17 protein-coding genes are annotated in these 23,188 nt (G+C 51.9%); 14 read left to right on the top strand and 3 right to left on the bottom strand.

Annotated elements, in window-relative coordinates; all coding sequences use genetic code 11:
- Positions 1-105: 105 nt before the first annotated feature.
- The gene (gene fusA / locus HMF8227_RS12920; protein WP_109340572.1) at positions 106-2,190 is read right to left on the bottom strand and encodes an elongation factor G; all 2,085 of its coding nucleotides are present in this window, start codon (positions 2,188-2,190) and stop codon (positions 106-108) included.
- A 259-nt stretch (positions 2,191-2,449) separates the two neighbouring features.
- Positions 2,450-3,193 (bottom strand): FadR/GntR family transcriptional regulator, encoded by a 744-nt coding sequence (locus HMF8227_RS12915; protein WP_162558608.1) that lies wholly within the window; start codon positions 3,191-3,193, stop codon positions 2,450-2,452.
- A gap of 167 nt (positions 3,194-3,360) precedes the next feature.
- Here HMF8227_RS12915 and HMF8227_RS12910 point away from each other — a divergent pair, with 167 nt between their 5' ends.
- Genes HMF8227_RS12910 through HMF8227_RS12895 form a run of 4 tightly spaced genes read left to right on the top strand, consistent with a single transcriptional unit; the run spans position 3,361 to position 7,040 of the window.
- A complete protein-coding gene (locus HMF8227_RS12910) occupies positions 3,361-4,296 on the top strand; it encodes a sugar kinase (RefSeq protein WP_109340570.1) in 936 nt (311 codons plus the stop codon).
- Positions 4,297-4,339: 43 nt separating this feature from the next.
- The gene (locus tag HMF8227_RS12905; protein WP_109340569.1) at positions 4,340-5,593 is read left to right on the top strand and encodes a DUF4861 family protein; all 1,254 of its coding nucleotides are present in this window, start codon (positions 4,340-4,342) and stop codon (positions 5,591-5,593) included.
- 10 nt (positions 5,594-5,603) lie between these two features.
- On the top strand, positions 5,604-6,833 hold the full coding sequence (locus HMF8227_RS12900; protein WP_109340568.1) for a DUF2264 domain-containing protein: 1,230 nt from the start codon (positions 5,604-5,606) through the stop codon (positions 6,831-6,833).
- A 42-nt stretch (positions 6,834-6,875) separates the two neighbouring features.
- Positions 6,876-7,040, top strand: coding sequence for a hypothetical protein (locus HMF8227_RS12895; protein WP_162558607.1), 165 nt, complete (start codon positions 6,876-6,878; stop codon positions 7,038-7,040).
- A gap of 188 nt (positions 7,041-7,228) precedes the next feature.
- Here the strand turns inward: HMF8227_RS12895 and HMF8227_RS12890 are convergent, their stop codons facing one another.
- Positions 7,229-10,243 carry a polysaccharide lyase family 8 super-sandwich domain-containing protein gene (locus HMF8227_RS12890; protein WP_162558606.1) on the bottom strand — a complete coding sequence of 1,005 codons (3,015 nt, stop codon included), beginning with the start codon at positions 10,241-10,243 and terminating at the stop codon, positions 7,229-7,231.
- 363 nt (positions 10,244-10,606) lie between these two features.
- Between HMF8227_RS12890 and HMF8227_RS12885 the strand changes: the two genes are divergently transcribed.
- The 10 genes from HMF8227_RS12885 (at position 10,607) to HMF8227_RS12840 (ending at position 23,186) form a co-directional block, all read left to right on the top strand.
- Entirely contained in the window at positions 10,607-11,905 is a 1,299-nt protein-coding gene (locus HMF8227_RS12885) for a glycoside hydrolase family 88/105 protein (RefSeq protein WP_109340565.1), read from the top strand.
- Entirely contained in the window at positions 11,898-15,047 is a 3,150-nt protein-coding gene (lacZ, locus tag HMF8227_RS12880) for a beta-galactosidase, LacZ type (RefSeq protein WP_109340564.1), read from the top strand. Before HMF8227_RS12885 ends, lacZ begins: the two co-directional genes overlap by 8 nt.
- Positions 15,048-15,167: 120 nt before the next feature.
- On the top strand, positions 15,168-16,727 hold the full coding sequence (locus HMF8227_RS12875; RefSeq protein WP_109340563.1) for a sodium/sugar symporter: 1,560 nt from the start codon (positions 15,168-15,170) through the stop codon (positions 16,725-16,727).
- 2 nt (positions 16,728-16,729) lie between these two features.
- Positions 16,730-17,755, top strand: a complete 1,026-nt coding sequence (gene galE / locus HMF8227_RS12870; protein ID WP_109340562.1) for a UDP-glucose 4-epimerase GalE — start codon at positions 16,730-16,732, stop codon at positions 17,753-17,755.
- A gap of 8 nt (positions 17,756-17,763) precedes the next feature.
- Positions 17,764-18,804: a UDP-glucose--hexose-1-phosphate uridylyltransferase gene (locus HMF8227_RS12865; RefSeq protein ID WP_109340561.1), complete on the top strand. Its 1,041-nt coding sequence runs from the start codon at positions 17,764-17,766 to the stop codon at positions 18,802-18,804.
- 1 nt (position 18,805) lies between these two features.
- Positions 18,806-19,951 (top strand): galactokinase, encoded by a 1,146-nt coding sequence (galK, locus tag HMF8227_RS12860; RefSeq protein WP_109340560.1) that lies wholly within the window; start codon positions 18,806-18,808, stop codon positions 19,949-19,951.
- Positions 19,952-20,061: 110 nt separating this feature from the next.
- Complete coding sequence (gene kduD / locus HMF8227_RS12855; protein WP_109340559.1) at positions 20,062-20,832, top strand: 2-dehydro-3-deoxy-D-gluconate 5-dehydrogenase KduD; 771 nt, start codon at positions 20,062-20,064, stop codon at positions 20,830-20,832.
- Between the two features lie 22 nt (positions 20,833-20,854).
- Complete coding sequence (kduI, locus tag HMF8227_RS12850) at positions 20,855-21,694, top strand: 5-dehydro-4-deoxy-D-glucuronate isomerase (RefSeq protein WP_109340558.1); 840 nt, start codon at positions 20,855-20,857, stop codon at positions 21,692-21,694.
- A 38-nt stretch (positions 21,695-21,732) separates the two neighbouring features.
- Complete coding sequence (locus HMF8227_RS12845; RefSeq protein WP_109340557.1) at positions 21,733-22,716, top strand: TRAP transporter substrate-binding protein; 984 nt, start codon at positions 21,733-21,735, stop codon at positions 22,714-22,716.
- Positions 22,713-23,186, top strand: a complete 474-nt coding sequence (locus HMF8227_RS12840) for a TRAP transporter small permease (RefSeq protein WP_109340556.1) — start codon at positions 22,713-22,715, stop codon at positions 23,184-23,186. Before HMF8227_RS12845 ends, HMF8227_RS12840 begins: the two co-directional genes overlap by 4 nt.
- Positions 23,187-23,188 lie beyond the last annotated feature (2 nt).

Genomic DNA, 23,188 nt, shown 5'->3' with positions numbered 1-23,188 from the left:
GACTGTCAAATGGCGGGCCCTGCGAACGAGGGAAGTGGCTGATCTATGGGCAATAAAAAACCCGGCACGAGGCCGGGTTTTATTAGATGGCTTAACGCGAGGGCATTACTGAGCCGCTTTACGCGCCTTAACCGCTTCGATCACTTCTTCTGCCACATTGTTAGGGCAAGGAGCGTAGTGTGAGAACTCCATAGAGAACTGACCACGGCCTGAAGTGATGGTACGCAGATGACCGATGTAGCCGAACATCTCAGACAGAGGTACGTCAGCCTTGATGCGAACGCCAGTAGCGTTAGGCTCTTGGTCTTTGATCATACCGCGACGACGGTTCAGGTCACCGATCACATCACCCACGTTGTCCTCAGGTGAGAACACGTCAACCTTCATCACTGGCTCAAGCAATTGAGGACCGGCTTTCGGAATTGACTGACGGAAAGCGCCACGAGCGGCGATTTCGAAGGCAACGGCCGAGGAGTCAACCGCGTGGAAGGCACCGTCGTACAGTTCGATCTCAACGTCCAGTACTGGGAAGCCAGCCAGAACACCTTCTGCCATCATCTTCTTGAAGCCGCTTTCGATAGCAGGCCAGAATTCTTTAGGTACGTTACCGCCAACAACGGTCGACGAGAAGGTAAAGCCGCTGCCAGTTTCACCTGGCTTGATGCGGTAATCGATCTTACCGAACTGACCGGAACCACCAGACTGCTTCTTGTGAGTGTAGGAATCTTCAACTTCCTGAGTGATGGTTTCACGGTAAGCAACCTGAGGTTGACCGACTTCAAGCTCAACACCGAAGGTACGCTTCAGGATGTCTACCTTAACGTCCAGGTGCAGCTCACCCATACCTTTCAGGATGGTTTCGCCAGAGTCTTCATCGGTCTCAACCTGGAATGAAGGATCTTCAGCGATCATCTTACCCAGTGCGTTACCCAGCTTCTCGGACGCGCCTTTGTCTTTTGGCGTTACCGCGATAGAGATTACTGGATCAGGGAATACCATGGGCTCCAGAGTACAAGGGTTTTTCTGATCGCACAGAGTATGACCGGTTTGTACGTTCTTCATGCCCACGATGGCCAGGATGTCACCCGCCTGAGCTGAGCTCAGCTCGGTACGGTCATTAGCGTGCATCTCAACCATACGGCCGATACGCTCGGTCTTGCCGGTGGCAGCGTTCAAAATCGTTTCGCCTTTGTTCAGTTTACCTGAGTAAACACGAACGAAAGTCAGGGCGCCGAAACGGTCGTCCATGATTTTGAATGCCAGGGCACGGAAAGGCTCGTCAACAGAAACGGTGGCGACTTCGCCAGTTTCGTTGCCTTCTTCGTCAGTCAGCGGCTGAGGCTTAACTTCGGTTGGGCTAGGCAGGTAATCGTTAACGGCGTTCAGTACCAGCTGGATACCTTTGTTCTTAAAGGCTGAACCACAGAAAGTGGGGAAGAAATCCAGGTTGATAGTTCCTTTACGGATACAACGCTTCAGGTCTTCAATAGACGGCTCTTCACCATCCATGTACGCCATCATCAGGTCGTCGTCTTGCTCAACGGCAGTTTCAACCAGCTGCTCGTGATACTTTTCAACGTCATCGACCATGTCGGCAGGGATCTCTACTTCTTCGTAGTTTTCTGGCAGACCCGTGTCATCCCATACGTAAGCCTTCTTCTCCAGTACGTCTACCACACCTGAGAACTGGTCTTCACGACCGATTGGCAGAGTCATAATCAATGGGTTAGCGGCCAATACTTTCTTAACCTGATCGACAACGCGATAGAAGTCAGCACCGACACGGTCCAGCTTGTTAACGAAGATTAGACGAGATACGCCCGATTCGTTCGCATAGCGCCAGTTGGTTTCTGACTGAGGCTCAACACCGCCAGAACCACAGAATACACCGATACCGCCGTCCAGAACCTTCAGTGAACGGTATACTTCAACGGTGAAGTCAACGTGTCCGGGAGTGTCGATGATGTTCAGGCGGTGGTCTTTCCAGAAGCAAGTGGTTGCTGCTGACTGGATAGTAATACCACGCTCGGCTTCCTGTTCCATAAAGTCGGTGGTTGCCGCGCCATCGTGTACCTCACCGGTTTTGTGAATTTTACCGGTGAGTTTCAAAATTCGTTCTGTCGTGGTGGTTTTGCCCGCGTCAACGTGGGCAAAAATACCAATGTTTCTGTAAAGAGATAAATCTGACATAGTTTCCTTCACAAAGTCGGTCTAAAAAATCGCGCGCAAGTATACAAGAAAAAACGCTTAAATACTCGCCTTAAGTCGCGAAATTAATCAGAGCTTTAGCTGGGGTGGTTAAAAAGCGGGCGATTCTAACCCAATAAGGGGGGCAATTGCCAACCCCTTTTTCAGGTTTCCTCTAACAGAGGTGTTGAAATACAGCACAAGGACAGAAACCAGTTTTGGTAAGGCTCCGCTAGTGCCATAGTCTGCTGTCCTTGGCGCTTTATTGGGCGATGGCTTTTCTGGCAAGGGCTTTGTGACGTTTCAGGCTATTGCCCAGGTGTTGTCGTACGGCCTCTCTTGCTGCTTCCTCGTCCTTATCCTCAATTGCCTGAGCCAACTGACGATGTTCTTCATGCAGTTGTTGTAAATACTCCGGCTTATTGGACTTTTCATCGTATTTGCTGATTAAGTCTCTAGAGGGAATGGCGCCCGAGCCGATGTACTTGATAAAGCGTGCAAAATAAGGGTTGCCGGATGCGTCTGCTATGGCCAGATGAATCGCCAAATCCTCTTTCACGGCATCTTCGCCCTGATTTTTCTTGGTTTCAAATTCGCTGATGCATTTCCAAAGGCGCTTTAAATGGGACTTCTTGCGGTGGCGTGCCGCCATGGCTGACATTTCCAGCTCGACAGCCATACGTAACTCCAGGATTTGGATCGCGTCCTCGATAGAGGCAAACTCATTGGTATCGATCTCAAAGGGGCGACTGTTGGCACCCGCGGCCACAAACACCCCAATGCCCTGACGGCTGACAATCAGCTTTTCGGCCTTGAGCGCGGCGATGGCTTCTCTGACAACGCTACGGCTGACTCCAGCCTGCTCTTCTATTTCCTTCGCCGTAGGCAGTTTAGTTCCGGGAGGTAAATTGCCATCCAGAATCTTCTGTCGTAATGAGTTGGTCAGGTCGTTCGAAAGACTCCTTGAACTCTGTAACTGTGAAAGGCTGAAAGTACTGTTTTCCACGTTATGACTCTCTCTGTCATCTGATCTGAAGATAATACTATAGCTGATACACAGTCGGAACAAGGTAGCGAACGAGTTGTGACCAGCAACCGAAAGTTTACATATTTGATATTACCCTAAAACATAGGTAATGTCATATGTTGTATGAAGACATATGAGTAGTGGTGATGAAAATCCTGTTTATTGGTGAATGTATGGCTGAATTTCGTCAGGGGGAAGCCGGCGTGTGGCATCAAGCCTTTGCAGGTGATGTTTTCAATACTGCGGTTTACATGAAGCGAATATCAGAAGAGTGTGAGGTGGCTTTCGCGTCGGTATTGGGCCGCGATATGTTCAGTCAGGACTTACGTCACTACTGCGAACAGTCGCGTCTGGATACGCGTTGGCTGAAGTCGCACGAAAGTCGATCTTGCGGTGTGTATTTTATTCAGACTGATACTGCGGGTGAGCGCCAATTTACCTATTACCGCGAGAACTCTGCGGCCCGCACTTTGCTCGATACTTTTAGTGACAACGACTTTTCCGCCATCGCCGAACAGGTGGACTGGGTGTTTCTTTCTGGTATCTCGTTAGCAATTTTATCCGCCAATGACCGAAGCCGCTTGTTAGAAAAGCTGACTGATCTGCGTCGTCAAGGCGTAAAGTTAGTGTTTGATACTAACTTCAGACCTGTGCTTTGGGAAAGCAGAGACAAAGCGAAGACAGATATCTACGCCTTTATGGAGTCTTGTGACCTGGTATTTGCAGGTCGTGAGGATATGGCGAGCCTGTTGGGGCGTGAAGATATCACCTCTCAAGAAGTGGCCGACCTTTTGGCTCCTCTTTGTATTCCTGAGTTGGTGATCAAAGCGGGGGCTGACCATGTGATGCGGCTGACTCAAAGCGAGCGCCAGCACTTCCCGGTTGAACCTGTGGGCTCGGTGGTGGACACCACGGCTGCGGGGGATTCATTTAATGCGGGGTACCTGTCTGCCTTGCTTGCCGGGCAGCCCCCAGAACAGAGGGTCGCAAAGGGTCAGACGTTAGCTGCGAGCGTTATCCAACATCCCGGGGCTATCATTCCCGTCAACGTCACGCCTGCAGTGTCGTCAGTTCATACTTAGCCCGGCTATCGGCTAAAACTCATAACCCAGGAGAACACAAATAATGAAGTCTAGTTTTCAAACCCGTTGGACGTTTTGCGCCGCTTCTCTTCTATTGAGTGCGGTGGTCACAGGGTGTCAGCCCTCAGTCGAGTCGGCCCCCCAGATTACTATCTCAAATCCATCACCAACAGAAAGACGGGATGAAATTGTCCGGGTTTCTGTAACCGAACTGGGCGAACCAGGACAGCCCCTTCGAGGGGCCGCCGTGGTCCTGGACAACGGGCGGAAAATAGTACCGGGGCAGTGGCTGGATGAGGATCTGGATAGTCAACCGGATACGCTGTTATTCAGTGTGTCGCTGGAAGCCAATGGGAAGGCGAGCTACCGACTGCGAGAAGCGGATAAAATCAGTCTTCAGACGCGTACTTATGCGGAGCTGGGCAAGCGTTATGACGCTCAGCGGCAAGATGGGGTGTATACCGGTGGCAGTTTTAAGGCAGTGGAAGCAATGACGTTACCGGAGCAGCACGAAATTGGCGACGGCTTATTTAAATATGAAGGACCAGGATGGGAATCGGACAAGGTGGCGTACCGACTCTATTTTGATAAGCGTAATGTGATCGATATCTTCGGCAAGCGCCAACCGGAGCTCACCCTGCCACAGGTCGGTAACGTCGATGCGCCCTCTTATCACGAGTTACAGCCATGGGGCATGGATATCCTGAAAACAGGCCCATCTATTGGTTTGGGCAGCCTGGCTGTGTATCAGGACAAGCGGGCAAGACGTATTGATAACAGCGAACAAATGACCGTGAGCATCCGCCACAGCACTCCCCTGTACAGTGAAGTTGAGGTGTCTCATCAAGGCTTTGTCGGAGAAACCGGACAAGCCGATATTGATGCTCGTTACGGTATTGAGGCCGGCAGTGCGTTAACACAGGTAACAGTCTCGGCAGAAGGTGAACTACCACAGTGGGTTACCGGCATAGTCAAACATGAGTCTCAGCTAATGCAGTCAGGGGATCATCAAGCCGGGCCATGGCGCTATATAGCGACCTATGGCGACCAAAGCTATATCAATGATGGTTTGGGAATGGTGGTGTTTTATCGTCAAACGGATGTTCAGACCCTTACTCAAGACGAGCACAATCATTTGGTGGTGATGAAGCCTTCATTGCAGACCTTGGAATACTACTTCGGGGGTTACTGGCAGCAAGGCCCCGATGCTATTGGCAGTAAAGCGCAATTTCAGGACATGCTCGAGCACGAGCTGATTAAGCTTAACCAGCCGCTACTCGTGCAAGTAGAACATTAGGGAAATAGACATGTTAGATAGTGGGAAACTGATACTAACTCTCGTGCTTTGGTTGGCTATAGCCGTAAATTCAGTCGCTGATGATAATGTTCGTCAACAATGGGTTGGGCATTTGACAGCTATGGCGGATCCGGTGCTGCGTAATCTTGCCGATGAAACGCTCCGTACTAACCTCCCCAACAAGCAAGGAGAGTTTGAAGCAGAGTATGGCCAGCGTATTAAATATGCACCTTTAGAGTCTCTGGGGCGGCTGATGGCTGGCATGGCGCCATGGCTAGAGTTGGGACCATCAGACACTGAGGAAGGTAAACTCAGGGCTGAGTATATCCAATTGGCCCGTCAAGCCATTGCCAATGGTGTGAACCCTGAATCTCCAGACTATTTGAATTTTAATAATGGTCATCAGCCACTGGTTGATGTGGCTTACCTGGCCCAGGCTTTTATTCGGGCACCGAAGCAGCTTTGGTACGGCTTGTCTGATGGGGTAAAGGAAGACGTGCTGGCTGCCTTTGAAAAAACGCGCCACATTGCCGACATCCCCTACAGCAATTGGCTTATGTTTCCGGCGACACTGGAGGCGTTTTACTTAAAGTTTGATTACCCCACCAATATGCCGCGCATTGAGTTTGGGTTGCATAAACATAAGGACTGGTATGTAGGAGATGGGGTGTATTCCGACGGCGAGCCCTATCATTGGGACTATTACAACTCATACGTTATCCAGCCCATGCTGGTGGATGTGCACCGGGTTCTGAAGGCCAAAACAGGCCATCGTCTGAACGCATTGCAAGACAAGGTCATGGCCCGTTCCCAGCGCTATGCAGCGATATTAGAACGGCAAATCTCGCCAGAGGGAACCTATCCTATCGTCGGGCGTTCCGCTATTTACCGCTTTGGTGCCTTTCAGACGTTAGCCCAAATGGCCTTAATGGAGCGTTTGCCGAAGGGACTTAACGAGGGGCAGGTGCGTTCGGCAATGACCGCTGTCATGAAGCGACTGCTCAGTGGTGAGAGTTATGATGATGAAGGTTGGTTAAAAATCGGCGTCGTCGGTGAGCAAACAGGCCTGGCAGAACCCTATATCTCCACAGGCAGTTTGTATATGGCCTCACTGGGGTTCCTGCCCCTCGGGTTACCTGAGCAGCATTCATTCTGGACCAGCCCGGCAGAACCCTGGACTGCGAAGAAAGTCTGGGGAGGGGATAGTGATGTGCGCAGAGATACGTCGTTAAAAGATTAACCCGGGCATGTCCATAACAGCCTCCCTAGCGGAGGCTTTTTTATGTCCAGGGATGGACGGTATGCCGAGAGTGCAGGAGCGACTCGAGGCGATGTCAGGGATGGACGGTATGCCGAGAGTGCAGGAGCGACTCGAGGCGATGTCAGGGATGAACGCGAGGCCGTGGGCGAAGCACGCCAGCTATTGGCGAGCGTGCGCAGCCAATAGAGTGGTGAGCGAGAGGACAGAGGATGCCCGACCTGGATTTTGCTGAAGACAGGACGCCGAAAGCAATAAGGCCGAGCTGGAATATCGCCCTATGGAAGGGTAACAGTACAAATATGTAAAGCGGTGCGCGGAGCGTTTAGCAAATAAAAAAGCCCCGGTTTGCCCGGGGCTTTTTCTAACAACGCCTCTTAGAGGTTAATCGTAATATAGGGACGGTTATTGTCTTCCTTGCTATCAATGGCGGTATAAACTTCAGCACTGCTACCTTCGATAATAAAGCTGAGTTGTTTATCACCACTGAGCTCAGCGTTGACAAAATCGGTGATATCCACGCTTATCCACTGGTTGTTGCCCGAAACGCTTGGCTCGGCAAACATCCATCCGTTGGCCGGGGCAGTATTCCAGGTCACGCTCTGTTCACTCCAGTTATCACCACTTTTATAGAGCTTAAGACTGGTTGTTGCGTCCGTGTTTCGAACATGCAGTTTAAGCATGGCCTCGCTGACGCTGTCGCTACTGATATCACTCAGATCCCACTTCAGCAGGGCCTTACGGTAGTAACTATTACTGCTTTGCTTCACAGCCAGGTAAGACCAGGACCCGTAGTTTGTATCGGCATAACTGCCGTTTCGCACCATGGCGTCATCGCTCGGTAGCAAAGCCAGGGGGCTCAATACAAGTTTCGGGGCGCTGATGTGTTCTTTACTGTCGATGGCGGTATAGGCCTCAGCCGTCGCGCCCTGAAGCATAAGACTGAGCCGTTGGTCGGTGCCAAGTTGGGCATTGACATAGTTGGTCAGGTCGAGGCTGAGCCACTGGTCGTCCCCGCTAATATTAGCTTGCGCCACCAGGCTTCCGGGGCTGGGTGCGAGGTTGTGCGTCAATGACTGCTCGTCCCAATTGTCAGCCGTTTGATATAGCCCGATGGTCGTGGGGTCGCTGTTGCGCACATGCAGCTTAAGCTCTGCTGATTGCACAGCGGCGCTTGCCAGTTGGCTGAGGTCCCACTGTAAGAAGCCTGACCGTTGATAACCAGGGGCACTGTCTTTAATGGCAAGATACGAGTAACTGCCATAGTTGGTGTCGGCGTAGGCGCCGTTTCGCGTATAGGCATCGTGTTCCGGCAATAACGCGGGGGTCGGCGTGCAATCACCTGTGGTGCCATCCAGGGTCACCGTATGACTCCGACCGAGATCGGCAGCATCACCGGATATAGTGACCGTGCTCTTTTGGGTGATGCCACTGGTATCGGTCCAGCATACTCCCATGTCCATGCCACCACTTCCCGGTGTTGCTATGGTGATCGACGGCGTCGCCTGGCTCTGATCGATCAGAACGGCGCTGGAATGGGTCACGCTGATGATTTCCCCCCCTGACAGTGTCAGGCTGCCTGGCTGATAAAAGACTATAGCGGTCGTTTGGCTACTTGAGTGGTAAACCGCCTGCTGGGTATCACTATTGGTCAGAATGCTGACATTAGACGACTGGGCTGCAGCTTGAGTGTCAGCAGCAGAGGCCTTCGGCAGAATCAGATAGGCATAGTCCGCGCCCGAAGGTTGATTACCGTGGTCTATGGTTAGTTTAAACACGTCCTCACTGATTAAGGTGTCAGACTTACTCTCGTTAATACGCTTCCAACTGCCGCTCTGGGCTTGCAGACTTACCGTACCAGACCAACTCTGTGGGAAAATATACCCCACATCGTTATGGTGCACCCAACCGGCGTTAACCAGAGCATGGCTGCCTGAAGTCAGTGCATTGCCGTCCACCGTTACATTGCCGCTAAGCAGGTTTTGTTCAACGGTCGTAAAGACATCATTGGTATGCGACGACGTGATGCCGCTGCCCAGTGCAACAACAAGGTCATCAAAGTGGAACCAGGATTTATTCGCCTGAGTAGAGAGGACGTCCAGTTTCATGGTGCTGATGCCAGCGCTACCGTTACTGACTCCGCCAACGAATGTGGTGTTTTGTAGTGATGGTCCTCCCCATGTGCGGCTCGGGCCTTCGTAGTCCGGGCCTGTGACTCCTGGTAGCCGGGTCCAGTCCCAGACCGGAAAAATATCCCGGTATTCTTGACCGCTCTGGTACAAAAAGGTGTTGCCCAGACCCAGCCAGAAGCCGAGTAAGTTCTCGCCATTACCTGTTTCACTGGAAAGAATCCGGTTGGAGCTCATATGGACGGTGAAAAGGTAATCAGGACGCGCATTGACACCATAGTCGGAACGCCAGTAATGCTTATGCTGGTCCAAACCCGATGATGCGCCGTTAACATGGTTGCGAAAAGCCTGAGTGTCACTGGCTCGGGCAGGCACTAACGCTTCGGTATAATCGATGCGCTTAAGCATGGTCTCGTTGCTGAGTACCGCGGGACCGGGGCGTGCAATCGAGCGGCCGCCTGTGCTGTAATCCATGCGGCCATGGCGAGTCATCCAGCGATCCCCATCCAGAAAATAGTCGGTGATAATGTCAATTTTAGCCTGGGAGTAAGCCCACTGAAGATCGCGCACCTGATAAGCCCAGTAGAGCGAGCTTCCCAGTAACACCTTGCCATAGGAACCGTTATGCAGCAGGGGGCCGTGTTGATGATAGGAGTTATCGGCCTGAATGCCTTCCCCAGTCGTTTGAATGATGCTGTCGCCTATGCCGTCGATGCCGGCTTGCACACGAGCTTCATCATTGTCCAGCAGGCCGCCATAGATCACTGATTGTGAGATATCGGTGCGGTTGGCTCCTGTCATAGAGGGCGTTGAGGGGAAATCGCCAAGGATGTTAGTGACCTGAGCAGGCTGAAGCTGATCTTCCAGAATCAAGCTGATAGCCCCAAGATATTTTTGTTTGCCAATATCATTCCACCACCAGTTATTACTCGTGGGGTTGACCTGATACCAATAGTCGATGCCATCAGAGAGCTGATTCATTTTTGCCGCTGTTGGGGTCTGGTAGTAGTCGACCGACATGGTTCTGAGCCTGGACAGGTGTTCTGAGGGGGCCCAGTCGGAGCGGGACGTGTCGTTGTAGTTGATGTCATTCCAACTGCCGTTAGCTTGCTGGTTGTTGAAGTAACTGGTCGCCAGAGCATTGACGGTCGTGTTGTCCTCTTGGGCTCGCTGCTGTTCATCACTAACAAAGTCGGGTATTAAGCGAGCTTTAAGGGTGTCAACTTCATTGGCTTGCGCCTGGGCTGGCTGGCTGCTGATCATGAGTACAAGCCCAATTATAGAAAGTAATGTCAACTGCAGAGACATTCGTCTGCAGGTCGACGAGTTGTTTTTAAAGATCATCGTATGTCGCTCCATTGTTATTGGGGGAGCAATAGGGCGTCCAGCGTTATTGTTCCGAGAATGTTACTTTTTGGTGAGCTCATGCAAAGCCTTTAAATTGTTAGCACGAGGTTAAAAATCATTCAACTTCACATAACATATATGAAGACTGATATTTCTTATCTTGTTGATATAAAATGTTTTTAATTTTTAACCTGTCATTTTTCCTGCCTTGGCTATTGTTAATCAAATCGTTTTTATCTATAGTTGTATGAAGACTGATAAGTATCGTTGAGGAATAAAATGAGCACAGCAGTATCCCGGCTTTATGCTTCATTCCGAAGAGGCGGCGCTGGTGCCGGTTTGGTGTTTCTTTTGGCTTTTGCTGCAGGCCTGATACCCGTGCAGGCACAGTCCGTGAGTCAGAAACAGGTGTTAAAGACGATGGAGGCGGTATCAGACTGGCAGTGGCAGCAGTTTGATGATGACTCCAACCTGTTTACCGGTTATGACGCCTCAGCTCATATGTCGCCGTCATCCGGTGACAGTCATCCACAGGGTTGGGTCTACGCCGCGTTCTACGTTGGTATGGCTCGCTATGCTCAGTTGGCCGAGGAACTCGGCAATGATGAACATCTAAAGCGCCTTAAGGCTATCGCTCAAGACAGTCGCTACCTTTTTGCCCCCCGGATCTACAATGCCGATGACTATGCTATCGGTCAGTTGTACCTGGATCTCTATGAGGAGTATCAGGAGCCCGGGATGATTACGCCCTTGCGAGTCATTTTTGATCAGATTCTTAATTCGCCCCCCTCGGTCGATCTCCGCTTTGAGCGGGTAATGCAAAAGTCTCAGTTTACCGGTGAACTGATGGCGGATTACTTTGAGGGACGGGACTTTAGTTATGTGCCTTGTAAGAATCGTTGGTGCTGGGCCGATGCGCTTTTTATGGGGCCGCCGGTATGGTTTCATCTGGCTAACGTAACCGGCGATGAACGTTATCGTGAATACGCCAATCAGGAATTTTGGCACACCGTGGATTTACTCTGGGACGAGGAAGATCATCTCTTTTTCCGCGATACCCGATTTTTCGACAAACGCGAGCCGAATGGTGAAAAGGTTATCTGGGCCCGCGGTGTGGGTTGGGTTGCGGCAGGCCTGGCAAGAATTCTGGAGCAGCTTCCCGCTGACTATGCGGAACGCCCACGCTACGAGGACATCTTTCGTAAGTTGATGGCCCGTCTGGCGGGTGCGCAACAGTCAGATGGTTTTTGGCGTCCCTCTGTTCTGGCCCCCGAAACCCAGCCTTATAAAGAAACCAGTGGCACGGCGTTGATGGCGTTTGCCTACGCCTCCGGGATTCACCAGGGCGTATTGGACAAGGCGACCTATATGCCAGTGCTTTTGTCCGCCTGGGAAGGACTAACTGGGGCGATTCATTCTAGTGGCAAGCTGGGCTGGGTTCAGCAGATTGCGGCATCACCAGACTCGGTGGATGAAGATGATTCTCAAATTTATGCCGTGGGGGCGCTGTTACTCACCGGTACCCAGTTATATCAGCTGTTAGAAGAGGAAAAAGGGCAGGAGGTTTCCAATGATTAAACTCGCTCGTTGGGCCCTGGCCGGGCTTGGAATGACCACCAGTGTTTTGGTTTTTGCGGGCGAAGGCCCGGACCCGGCTCATTGGCAGGATCAGAACCTGATTTCGATTAATAAGCTAGAGCCAAGGGCGAACTTTTTCCCTTATGCCAACGAGGCGGACGCAAAAAATGCACCCGAACAGGCGTCTAACTATCAGAGTTTGAATGGTCGCTGGCAATTTAAATGGCTGGAAAGGCCTTCGATGACCGCGGCGTTACAGCAAGGCAATACGTCGTTTTTTGCGCCTGAGTATGATGACAGTCAGTGGGACAGTATTCCGGTGCCGTCGAACTGGGAGGTAGAGGGGTATGGTGTTCCCATTTATCTCAATATCCCTATGCCTTTCGAGAAAAATCCGCCACTCATTCAGGAGCATCATAATCCGGTGGGGCTTTATCGACGCGGATTTCATATAGAGGAAGGCTGGCAGGACAAAGAGGTGTTCTTGCATTTTGGGGCTGTAAAGTCGGCCTTTTATGTCTGGGTCAATGGTCAGAGAGTTGGTTACAGCCAGGGGAGTAAGACGCCAGCCGAATTTCATGTCACGCCCTACCTGAATACGGGCAGCAACCAGATCACATTGCAAGTGCTGCGCTGGAGCGATGGCAGCTACCTTGAAGATCAGGACTTCTGGCGTTTGTCGGGAATTACCCGTGACGTGTACCTGTACGCCACACCTGAGCAGCGAATTCAGGACTACTTTGCCAAGTCTGGATTGAGCAAGGATTATCAGGATGGTCAGCTCGAACTTTCTGTGACTTTAGAAAATCACAGTGATAACAGGGTTAAGGGACGGCTCCAGGCGAGTTTGACAGACACTCAAGGGGGGGCATTGTGGAAGTCGTCGCAGGCCTATGCGTTTGAGGGCAGTGATCACCAGCTTACATTTCAGGCCGTGCTGGAGGATGTGCGCTCCTGGAGTGCCGAAACACCCCATCTCTATCAACTGGAAATGCGCTTACTGGATGAGCAGGGAGAACTGCAACAGCTGGTCCGGCGGGACCTGGGCTTTCGTGATGTGAAGGTGGAAAACGAACAGCTGTTGGTCAACGGCAAGCCGGTATTGATCAAAGGGGTCAACCGCCATGAACATGATCCGGATACGGGGCAGGTTGTTAGCCGCGAGAGCATGCTCAAAGACATTCAGTTATTTAAGCAGTTTAACATTAACGCAGTCAGGCTGGCTCACTATCCCAATGACCCTTACTTCTACGAATTGTGTGACCGCTACGGCATCTATGTCATTGATGAGGCCAATATCGAGTCTCACGCCTTTTACTATGGCTTGGATCGCGGAGAGAGCTTAGGCAACAATCCCGCGTGGAAAAAGGCCCATTTGGCGCGCATTGAAGCCATGGTAGAGCGGGATAAGAACCATCCCTCTGTGATTGTCTGGTCTTTGGGGAATGAAGGCGGTAACGGCTATAACTTTTTCCATGCGTATGACTGGGTGGATGAGCGCGATCCGACACGGCCTATTCAGTATGAGCGCGCCATTAACCAGTGGAATACGGATATGTATGTGCCCCAATATCCGAAACCGGATGATCTGAAAGCGTTCGCAGAAAGCGGCGATGGACGACCTATGATCATGAGTGAGTACGCTCATGCCATGGGGAACAGTGTGGGTAACTTCCGCGACTTTTGGGTCTACATCCGTGAGTATCCCATGTTGCAGGGCGGCTACATCTGGGACTGGGTGGACCAGGGACTGCGTAAAACCAATGACAAGGGCCAATCCTTCTTTGCTTACGGCGGTGACTACGGCCCACCGGGCACGCCTTCTGATGGTAACTTCCTGTTAAATGGGCTGGTTAACCCCGATCGAGAGCCACACCCGTCTTTGTTCGAGGTGAAGAAAGTACATCAGAATATTCAGTTTACGGCCAAAGACTTAAAAGACGGTGAAATTGAGGTCTTCAATGAGTACTTTTTCAAAGACCTCAGTGACTACCAGTTAATTTGGCAGGTAGAAGCCGATGGTAAGGTGATGGAATCCGGCCGTATTGATGAACTGGCGCTAGGTCCACAACAGAGACGCACGTTGGATTTGGGCTACGACATCGAGGATGATGATCATCGTGAGTGGTTCTTAAACCTGAGTGTCGTTACCAAGCGCCCGTTGCCCTTGCTTGAACAAGGTCATGAGGTCGCTAAAGAACAGTTTCCGTTGCCGGTTGAATATCAGCCAGAGTCGGAGCTGGCAAAAGGCGGAGCGCCGCTCCAGCTTTATGATACTGAGCGGGTGGCCACCATTGTGGGCGAAGGATTCGAGCTGCGCTTTTCTAAGTTACGCGGACAACTCGCTGGTTGGCGATATCAAGGGCAAGAGCTGCTCAAACAGGCACCAAAGCTCAACTTCTGGCGTGCACCCAACGACAATGACTTCGGTGCGGGTAGCCAGGATGTGCTGCGCGTCTGGAAGCTTGCCTCTGAGCGACATACTTTGACTGAAGCCACTATAGTGCGTCATGACAATGGTGATATTGGCTTTAAGACCCGCTTTGATGTTCCTGATGTAGAGGGCAAGGTTGCCATCGATTACCGGGTAGATCGCGCTGGACGTGTAGAGGTCGATTACGCCCTGAATGTGGGTATGGAAAACATGCCCATGATTCCCAGAGTCGGTCTGAATTTGGAGTTGTTCGATGATTTTAACCAACTGAGCTTCTATGGCCGCGGTCCTCACGAAAATTATCAGGATCGTCGTTACAGCGCTCATGTTGGGGTTTATCACAGCTCAGTAGCGGAGCAGTACCATCCCTATATCCGTCCGCAGGAAAGTGGTTACAAAACACAGGTTCGCTGGGCTCAGCTCCTTAACAGTGAGGGAGTAGGGCTGGAAATTGAAGGACAGCCGACCTTTGATTTCAGTGCGCTGCATTATCGAATCGGTGACCTTGATCCCGGAATGGTGCGCAAAAACCACCACTCCGGAGAATTAGTCCCCCGAGACTTAGTCAGTGTGAACATCGACTTCGGTCAGATGGGGGTGGGCGGTGTTGACAGTTGGCAGACGCCAGTTCTCTCCCGTTATGCGCTGACCGACAACCAGTATCGCTATCATTTCACCTTGCAGGGTGTGCAACAGAGTTCTCCCTAGTGCAATTCTCTCTGGACTGGGTTTCGCCCCACCTATCAGTGGGGCGCTTTTTAATAACATAAGTCATCATATGAGATGATGTCATTATACTATCAGTGTCATGATATGGAGTGAGCAAGCATGCAGTTAACCGCTTTCGATATGACCGTCTTTTTTGCCTATGTCATTGGCCTGATAGGCCTTGCTTTATGGGTTTCACGAGAAAAAGCAGGTCATGATAAAGACACGAATGATTATTTTCTTGCCGGTAAATCACTGCCCTGGTGGGCGATTGGCGCCTCTCTTATAGCGGCGAATATCTCAGCAGAGCAAATCATCGGTATGTCAGGTTCCGGATATCAAATCGGTCTGGCCATTGCGTCCTATGAATGGATGGCCGCAGTAACCCTGATTATCGTTGCCAAGTTCTTCCTGCCTATTTTTCTCAAACGCCGTATCTACACCATGCCGCAATTTTTGGAACAACGCTTTGATCATCGGGTGAGAACCTTGATGGCTATCTTCTGGCTAGGCGTTTATGTCTTTGTCAATTTGACTGCAATCCTGTGGTTGGGAGCGCTGGCTATCTACACCATTACCGGGGTCAATATGGTTGCGGCGATGGTGTTTCTGGCGTTGTTCTCGGTCGCTTACTCATTGTATGGCGGCCTTAAAGCGGTGGCGCTTACGGATATTATTCAGGTGGTGTTGCTGGTAGCCGGCGGGCTGTTCCTGACGTATACCGCGCTGAATATGATTGGTGATGGGCAAGGGGCTCTGACCGGGTTCGGTGTGCTCACCGAACAGCTACCCTCTAAGTTTGATATGATTTTGTCCGAAGAAAGCCCCCACTACGCTGATTTACCGGGCCTGTCGGTACTGCTGGGCGGCTTATGGGTGATGAATCTGTCCTACTGGGGCTTCAACCAGTACATCATTCAACGCACGCTTGGAGCACGCAGCCTGAGAGAAGGCCAAAAAGGCATTGTTTTCGCGGCGTTTTTGAAAATTCTGATGCCCGTTATCGTGGTCTTGCCCGGAGTGGCTGCGGTGCTTCTGGCTCCTGGCCTGGACCGACCTGATCAGGCCTATCCTCAGCTGATGACACTGATGCCTGAAGGACTAAAAGGGCTGGTATTCGCCGCTCTGGTCGCCGCTATCGTGTCATCGGTGGCGTCCATGAGTAACAGCATTGCCACCATCTTCACCATGGACATCTATCAGCATCGGGTAAAGGACCGATCTCAGCACCACTATGTGAAGGTTGGGCGAATCGTCAGCTTAGTCGGCCTGTCACTGGCGTTAATTACCGCCAAACCTCTCTTGGGTCAGTTTGATCAAGCCTTCCAGTACATTCAGGAATTCACCGGCTTCTTCACCCCCGGCATCGTAGTGCTGTTTTTATTAGGCATGTTTTGGCAACGAGCGACGGCCATTGGCGCCTTAGTGGCGGCACTGGGCTCTGCACTATTGTCATTAGCATTCAAGCTGCTTTGGCCTGAGCTCCCCTTTATGGATCGGGTGGGGCTGGTGTTTGTACTTTGTCTGATACTGGGCGTTGTGATGTCGTTACTGGACTCCTCTGAAAGCAAGGTCAGCGAGCCCTCTGCACCGGTCAGTTTTCATACACACTTTGGATTTAACCTGAGCTCACTGGCGGTATGTCTTATCGTTGGGGTGTTTTATCTGGCGTGGTGGTAAAGATGAATAACATAACGTCACCGAATGTTTTGGTCACCGGCGGGCTGGGGTATGTAGGCAGTCATACCTGTGTTGCCCTTCACCAGGCCGGTTATACGCCCATTATCTACGACAATCTCAGTAATTCCAGCGCCGCCGTCGCAGAGCAGCTGGCACGTATCTGTGGCAGGCGGTTTGACTTAATTCAGGCCGAAGTGGGCGATGCCCAGGCGCTGAAACAATGCTTTGCCGACTACCCGATCGAAGCTGTATTGCATTTTGCCGCCTTAAAAGCCGTAGGAGAATCAACGGCACAGCCGCTGATGTATTATCAAAATAATGTTTGCGACAGCGCCATCCTGATGAAGCAGATGCACGAAGCGGGCATTAAACGGCTGGTATTCAGTTCATCGGCAACCGTATACGGCGATCCGCAATACCTGCCAATTGATGAAGACCACTCAAAGGCGCCCACCAACCCCTATGGCTGGAGTAAGTTGATGGTCGAGCAGATGATGCGCGATCAATGCCAGGCGCACTCAGACGACTTGAGCATTGCGCTGCGTTATTTCAATCCGGTGGGCGCTCATGAAAGCGGCCTGTTGGGGGAAAACCCTACCGGGATCCCGAACAACCTGGTCCCTTATGTGACCCAAACCGCGGTTGGTCAGCGCGAGAAACTGCACATTTATGGTAACGATTATGACACGCCCGATGGCACCGGGATTCGGGATTACGTGCATGTGATGGACCTGGCCGAGGGGCATGTGCAGGCTCTGGGGCAGCTTTACTCCAGCAATGGCTTTCACGCGTTTAACCTGGGAACCGGAACGGGCGCGTCAGTGCTTGATGTGGTGAACACCTTTGAAGCGGTTTCTGGTCGGGCTGTTCCTTATTCGATCGCCGAGCGTCGTCCCGGAGATGTGGCGACGACGATTGCGGCTCCTACTTTGGCAAAAGCTCGCCTGAATTGGCAGGCCTCGCGAGATCTTAAGCAGATGCTGGCAGACAGCTGGCACTGGCAGTCTAAATATCCACAAGGCATTTAGGAGTGGTTATGCAGCCTATGGAATTTCCTCACCGACGCCGAAACCCCCTCAACGGACAATGGGTACTGGTGTCACCTCATCGCAATAACCGGCCCTGGCATGGTGCGACCGAAGCAGCCTTTGAGCCAGACCTACCGGCATTTAAGGCAGATTGTCCGTTATGCCCCGCTGTGGAACGTGCCAATGGTGACAGTAATCCTGATTACTCAGAGACCTTCGTTTTTACCAATGACTTTGCGGCGCTGTTGGAAGACTCGCCGGAGGTGAGCAGCGCGTCCGATGAGTTGATGCAGGTTGAGACAGCGCAAGGCTGTGCCCGGGTGATGTGTTTCTCCCCTGAACACGACAAGACCCTGGCAGAGATGACCGTGCCGCAGCTTACACAGGTAGTTAATACTTGGCAGAGTCAATATCAGGAGCTCAGCCAAAGCTACGCCTGTATTCAGATTTTTGAGAATAAAGGCGAGATAATGGGATGCTCACAGCCCCATCCTCATGGTCAAATCTGGGCTCATCATCACCTTTCCTCCGAGGTGTCAGCTGAAGACAGGCATCAGGCCGGATATTACCTGCAACACGACCGTCCATTGTTGGCTGATTATGTTGAGCGGGAGCTGAATGAGCAAACACGGATCGTGGAGCAGAATGATGACTGGTTAGCGGTCGTCCCGTTCTGGGCCGCCTGGCCGTTTGAAATATTGTTGGTGGCACGCGCCGATATCCGGGATTTCGGTGATCTCGACAAGGCCCAGAAGACATCGCTGGCCTCTATCCTGAAGAATATTACGACCCGTTACGACAATCTGTTCCAGTGTCGCTTTCCTTATTCAATGGGCTGGCACAATGCCCCCGCCAATGGTCAGGATAACTGCCATTGGCGACTGCACGCCCACTTTTACCCGCCTTTGCTTCGATCCGCGACCATAAAAAAACATATGGTGGGCTATGAAATGTTAGCAGAGAGCCAGCGGGATCTTACCCCTGAGAAGGCAGCGGGTGCATTGCGACAGACGTCGTTGACTCACTACAAGGAGACGAGCAGTGACTGATATGTATCAAGCGTTTCGTCAGCATTTCCAGTCTGATCTTCAGGGTATCGCCAGTGCCCCGGGGCGAGTCAATCTGATTGGTGAGTTTACTGACTTCAATGGAGGTTTTGTTTACCCCGCCGCACTGCAGTTCCGCACTCAGGTGGCATTCCGTTTGCGGAATGATGACCAGGTTTTCGTCTACTCACAGAACTACCCCCAGGAGTCAGACCAGTTTTCTGTGCAGAATCAGTTAGCGCCGGGGCCTTGTCAGTGGGGCAACTACGTACGTGCTGTGTTTGCTGTTTTTCAGCAAAGAGAGTATGCCTTGAAGGGGATGGAGCTGGTGATTGCCAGTGATGTGCCGCAGGGGGCGGGGCTGTCCTCATCGGCCGCGTTAGAGGTCGCTGTCGCCGGAGCCATCAATGCAGCACTGTCGTTGACGCTCTCTCCGCAGCAGTTGGCCGTTATCGGTCAACAGGCTGAAAATGACTTCATGGACTGTCAGTGTGGCATCATGGATCAGCTCGTTTCGGCCACAGGCCAGGCCGGGCATGCGGTGTTAATTGACTGCGAATCTCTGGAGCGACGTTTTACGCCAATTCCCAAGTGTCTTTCCTTATTAATTATTAACTCGAACTACCCTCGCAAACTGGTGGATAGTGCTTATAACCAAAGGCGTCGGGACTGTGAGCAGGCTGCGGCAGCGATGGGGTTAAGCTCCCTGAGAGAGGCCACCTTGCCGATGCTTGAGCAGTGCCGGGCTTCAATGACGGCCGACCAATACCGCCGCGCGCGGCACGTGATTACCGAAAACGCACGAGTGTTTGCGTTTGAGGAGGCACTTGGCGCCTCAGACATCAATGCGATGAGCAACCTGATGCGAGCCTCTCACCAGTCATTAAAACACGATTTTGAGGTGACCGTACCGGCGACCGACGGCCTTGTGGCCATTTGTGATGACTTGTTAGGACAAGCCGGCGCCGCACGTATGACCGGCGGAGGATTCGGTGGCGCCATTGTGTGCCTGTGTCCCCATGATCGGGTCGAAACGCTGAATCGACGTATAAAACGGGAATATCCCCAACAGTTTGGACTGGAAGCAGACATTTACCAGGCCGACATTGGGGACGGATTAACCCTGAAAATCCATCCATGTAGCCACTGAGTTCACCAGAAATCGTTAACGAATTATTGACACTAACTTAGCAGGTGTTATGTTGTATGAAGACTTACAACATAAGTCATAACAATTAACCAGAAAGAGGCTTTGAGAAGATGAGCCAAGAATACAATGTGTTTTCTTTAGCAGGCAAAACGGCCCTTGTAACCGGCGCCAGTCGCGGGTTAGGACAGGCCATGGCTATTGGTCTGGCAAAGGCCGGTGCCGTGGTGGTGTGCAGCAGTTCGCGAGAAGGGGGCTGCGATGCGACCAGAGCATCCATTGCTGAGTTTGATGGGGAAAGCTACGAGCTTGTCGCCGACTTGAGTCAACCCGATCAGGTCAGGGCAATGGCTGAGCAGGCCTTGGGCGTCACGGGTCAGGTCGATGTACTGGTTAACAATGGCGGCACCATTGCCCGCAGTCCGGCCGTTGACTATCCGTTTGAGGACTGGAAGCGGGTGATGGATGTGAACATTGATGCGCCCTTTTTGTTAAGCCAGATCATTGGTAAACACATGGTTCAGCGCGGCCAGGGCAAGATCATTAACATTGCCTCAATGCTGTCTTACACCGGAGGGATTACCGTTCCGGCCTATGCCGCCAGTAAGCACGCTATCGTGGGTCTGACCAAGGCCCTGGCGAATGAATGGGCCAGTGCCAATGTTCAGGTGAATGCCATCGCACCAGGTTATTTCCGTACCGATAACACCGCCGCACTGCAAGCCGACCCTGAGCGCAACAAAGAAATTGAAAAGCGCATCCCTGCCGGACGATGGGGAGAGCCAGAGCAGCTTAGTGGGGCCGCTGTATTTTTAGCCTCTCAGGGCAGTGACTACATCAATGGCCACGTGTTAGCCGTCGACGGCGGCTGGCTGGCTCGATAAACCCTAATAGGAGAATTCCATCATGGTAGATTACGAAGTTAAGTACGCCGTTGGCCATAATGAGTTTAAAGGTTTTGGTACCGACGCGATTCGTGAACACTTTCAGCTTACTGACCTCTTTGTCGAAGATAAGATAAAGCTGGTTTATACCCACTATGACCGCTTTATCGTCGGTGCAGCTGTGCCGGTTAAGGGAGCGCTGGAGCTGGAGAGCATCGATCCCTTAAAAGCACCCTACTTTTTGGCACGTCGGGAATTAGGTGCCATCAATGTCGGCGGTGCAGGGCGCGTCACGGTTGATGGCGAGGTATATGAAGTGGGCCATAAAGAGGCGCTCTATATCGGAGCGGGTAATGAAAAAGTTGTTTTCGAGAGCGCCGATGAGACCCGTCCGGCAGAGTTCTATCTGAATTCCGCTCCCGCTCATGCTCAATACCCAGTGAAAAAGGTGGGGCGAGATCAGGCCAAAGTATTGGAGCTAGGCTCTAAAGAAACCTGTAATGAGCGCGTCATCAATCAGATGATCATCAACGGCATCGTGGATACCTGTCAATTGCAGATGGGCATGACCTGCCTGCAGCCCGGTAGTATCTGGAATACAATGCCGGTACATCAGCACGATCGTCGAATGGAGACGTATCTCTATATTGATGTGCCAGAGGATCAGGCTGTTTGCCATTTTATGGGTGAACCCAAGGAAACCCGGCATGTCTGGATGGCAAATAAGCAGGCGGTGATCTCTCCTGCCTGGTCAATCCATAGTGGAGCTGGGACGGCTAACTATACCTTCATCTGGGGGATGGCCGGTGAAAACCTGGATTATGACGATATGGACAAATATGGTCCTGCCGAGATACGTTAACAGATTGTTATCGGTGAGTGCCTATTAGCGGGGCTGTGATGTATCGACACTCTTCTCTTTTGATCGCAATAATGGTGGTGGCTTTATCGGCCTGTCAGACCGAAGGTCCCCATCGGGTTCTGCGGGTAGGCCATACTCTGGATACTAATCACTCTGTGCATCAAGCTCTGCAGCATATGGCAGAGCGGTTGGTCATCTACTCCAATGGGCAGCTGCAGCTGAAGCTTTATCCCAATGGCCAACTTGGTTCAGAGCGGGATATGGTGGAGCTTCTCCAAATTGGCAGCCTGGCGATGACCAAAGTTTCCGCCGCTTCTCTGGAAGGCTTTGTGTCTGAAATGCGGGTCTTTGGTGTGCCCTACCTGTTTCGTTCCGATGAGCATCGTTGGCGCGTTCTGGAGTCGGCCATTGGCGAGGAGATTTTACGGGCCACCCGACCCGCCAGATTCACCGGCCTGGCTTACATGGACGCAGGCAGTCGCAGCTTCTACATGACCGAATCAATGGTGTCCGTTCCAGAAGACGTTCAGGGTAAGAAAGTGCGGGTGATGAACAGTCCTATGGCAGTGCAGCTGATTGATACGATGCAGGGCGCCGCCACGCCCATGGCCTGGGGTGAGCTGTACGCCGCCTTGCAACAGGGGGTAGTGGATGGGGCTGAGAACAATCCGCCCAGTTATTATTCGTCGCGCCATTACGAGATCGCGAAGCATTATTCATTGAACGAACACGCTTCGATTCCTGACGTCATCATTATCAGTAATCATGTTCTGAATAGCCTGAATTCCAAAGAGCGCCGGTGGCTGGAGCGTGCTATGGACGATGCGGTACGGAAGCAGCGTCAACTTTGGGAACAGGCGGAACAACAGGCGTTAGCCAGATTGGCCGAGGCAGGAGTGACCATCACTCGTCCGGATAAAGCGCCGTTCTATAAGGCTGTTGAGCCGCTGCATCAGCGTCTCAGTGATTCCGCCGTCGGGCCGCTAATGCAGCGCATTAAGTCGATGGGAGTATCACAATGAGGCTATCTCTAGCCTGGCTGGATAAGGGCCTGAGCCGGTTGTTGGTGGCTTTGACAGCAGCGATTGTTGTCTGTGTCTGCTGGCAAGTCCTGTCCCGCTATGTCACACAAACCCCCAGTGCTTACAGTGAAGAGATCGCTCGTTTCTTGTTGATCTGGCTCGGAATCTTAGGGGCATCCTATGCCTACCGGACCGGGGCACATTTGGGTCTGGACTTGCTGGTGAATCAATTGTCACAGCTATGGCAGCGGCGTGTGACGGTATTGGTACATGGCGTCGTTTTGAGTTTTGCTCTGTCTGTCATGGTGTTAGGTGGCATTCAACTGATGGCGTTAGCCATTGACCCAGGCCAGCAATCCTCTGCGCTGCAACTCAATATGGCCTGGGTCTACGCCGTGCTGCCGATATCCGGTGTCGTTATATCCGTTTATGCGTGTTCTGCGCTGATTTCTGTTTTGAGGGAGTCCTAGTC

Origin of the sequence: Saliniradius amylolyticus, assembly GCF_003143555.1 — a bacterium.
GTDB lineage: Bacteria > Pseudomonadota > Gammaproteobacteria > Enterobacterales > Alteromonadaceae > Saliniradius > Saliniradius amylolyticus.
Note: the sequence above shows the minus strand (reverse complement) of the source record. Positions and strands in the feature narration are given on the sequence as shown.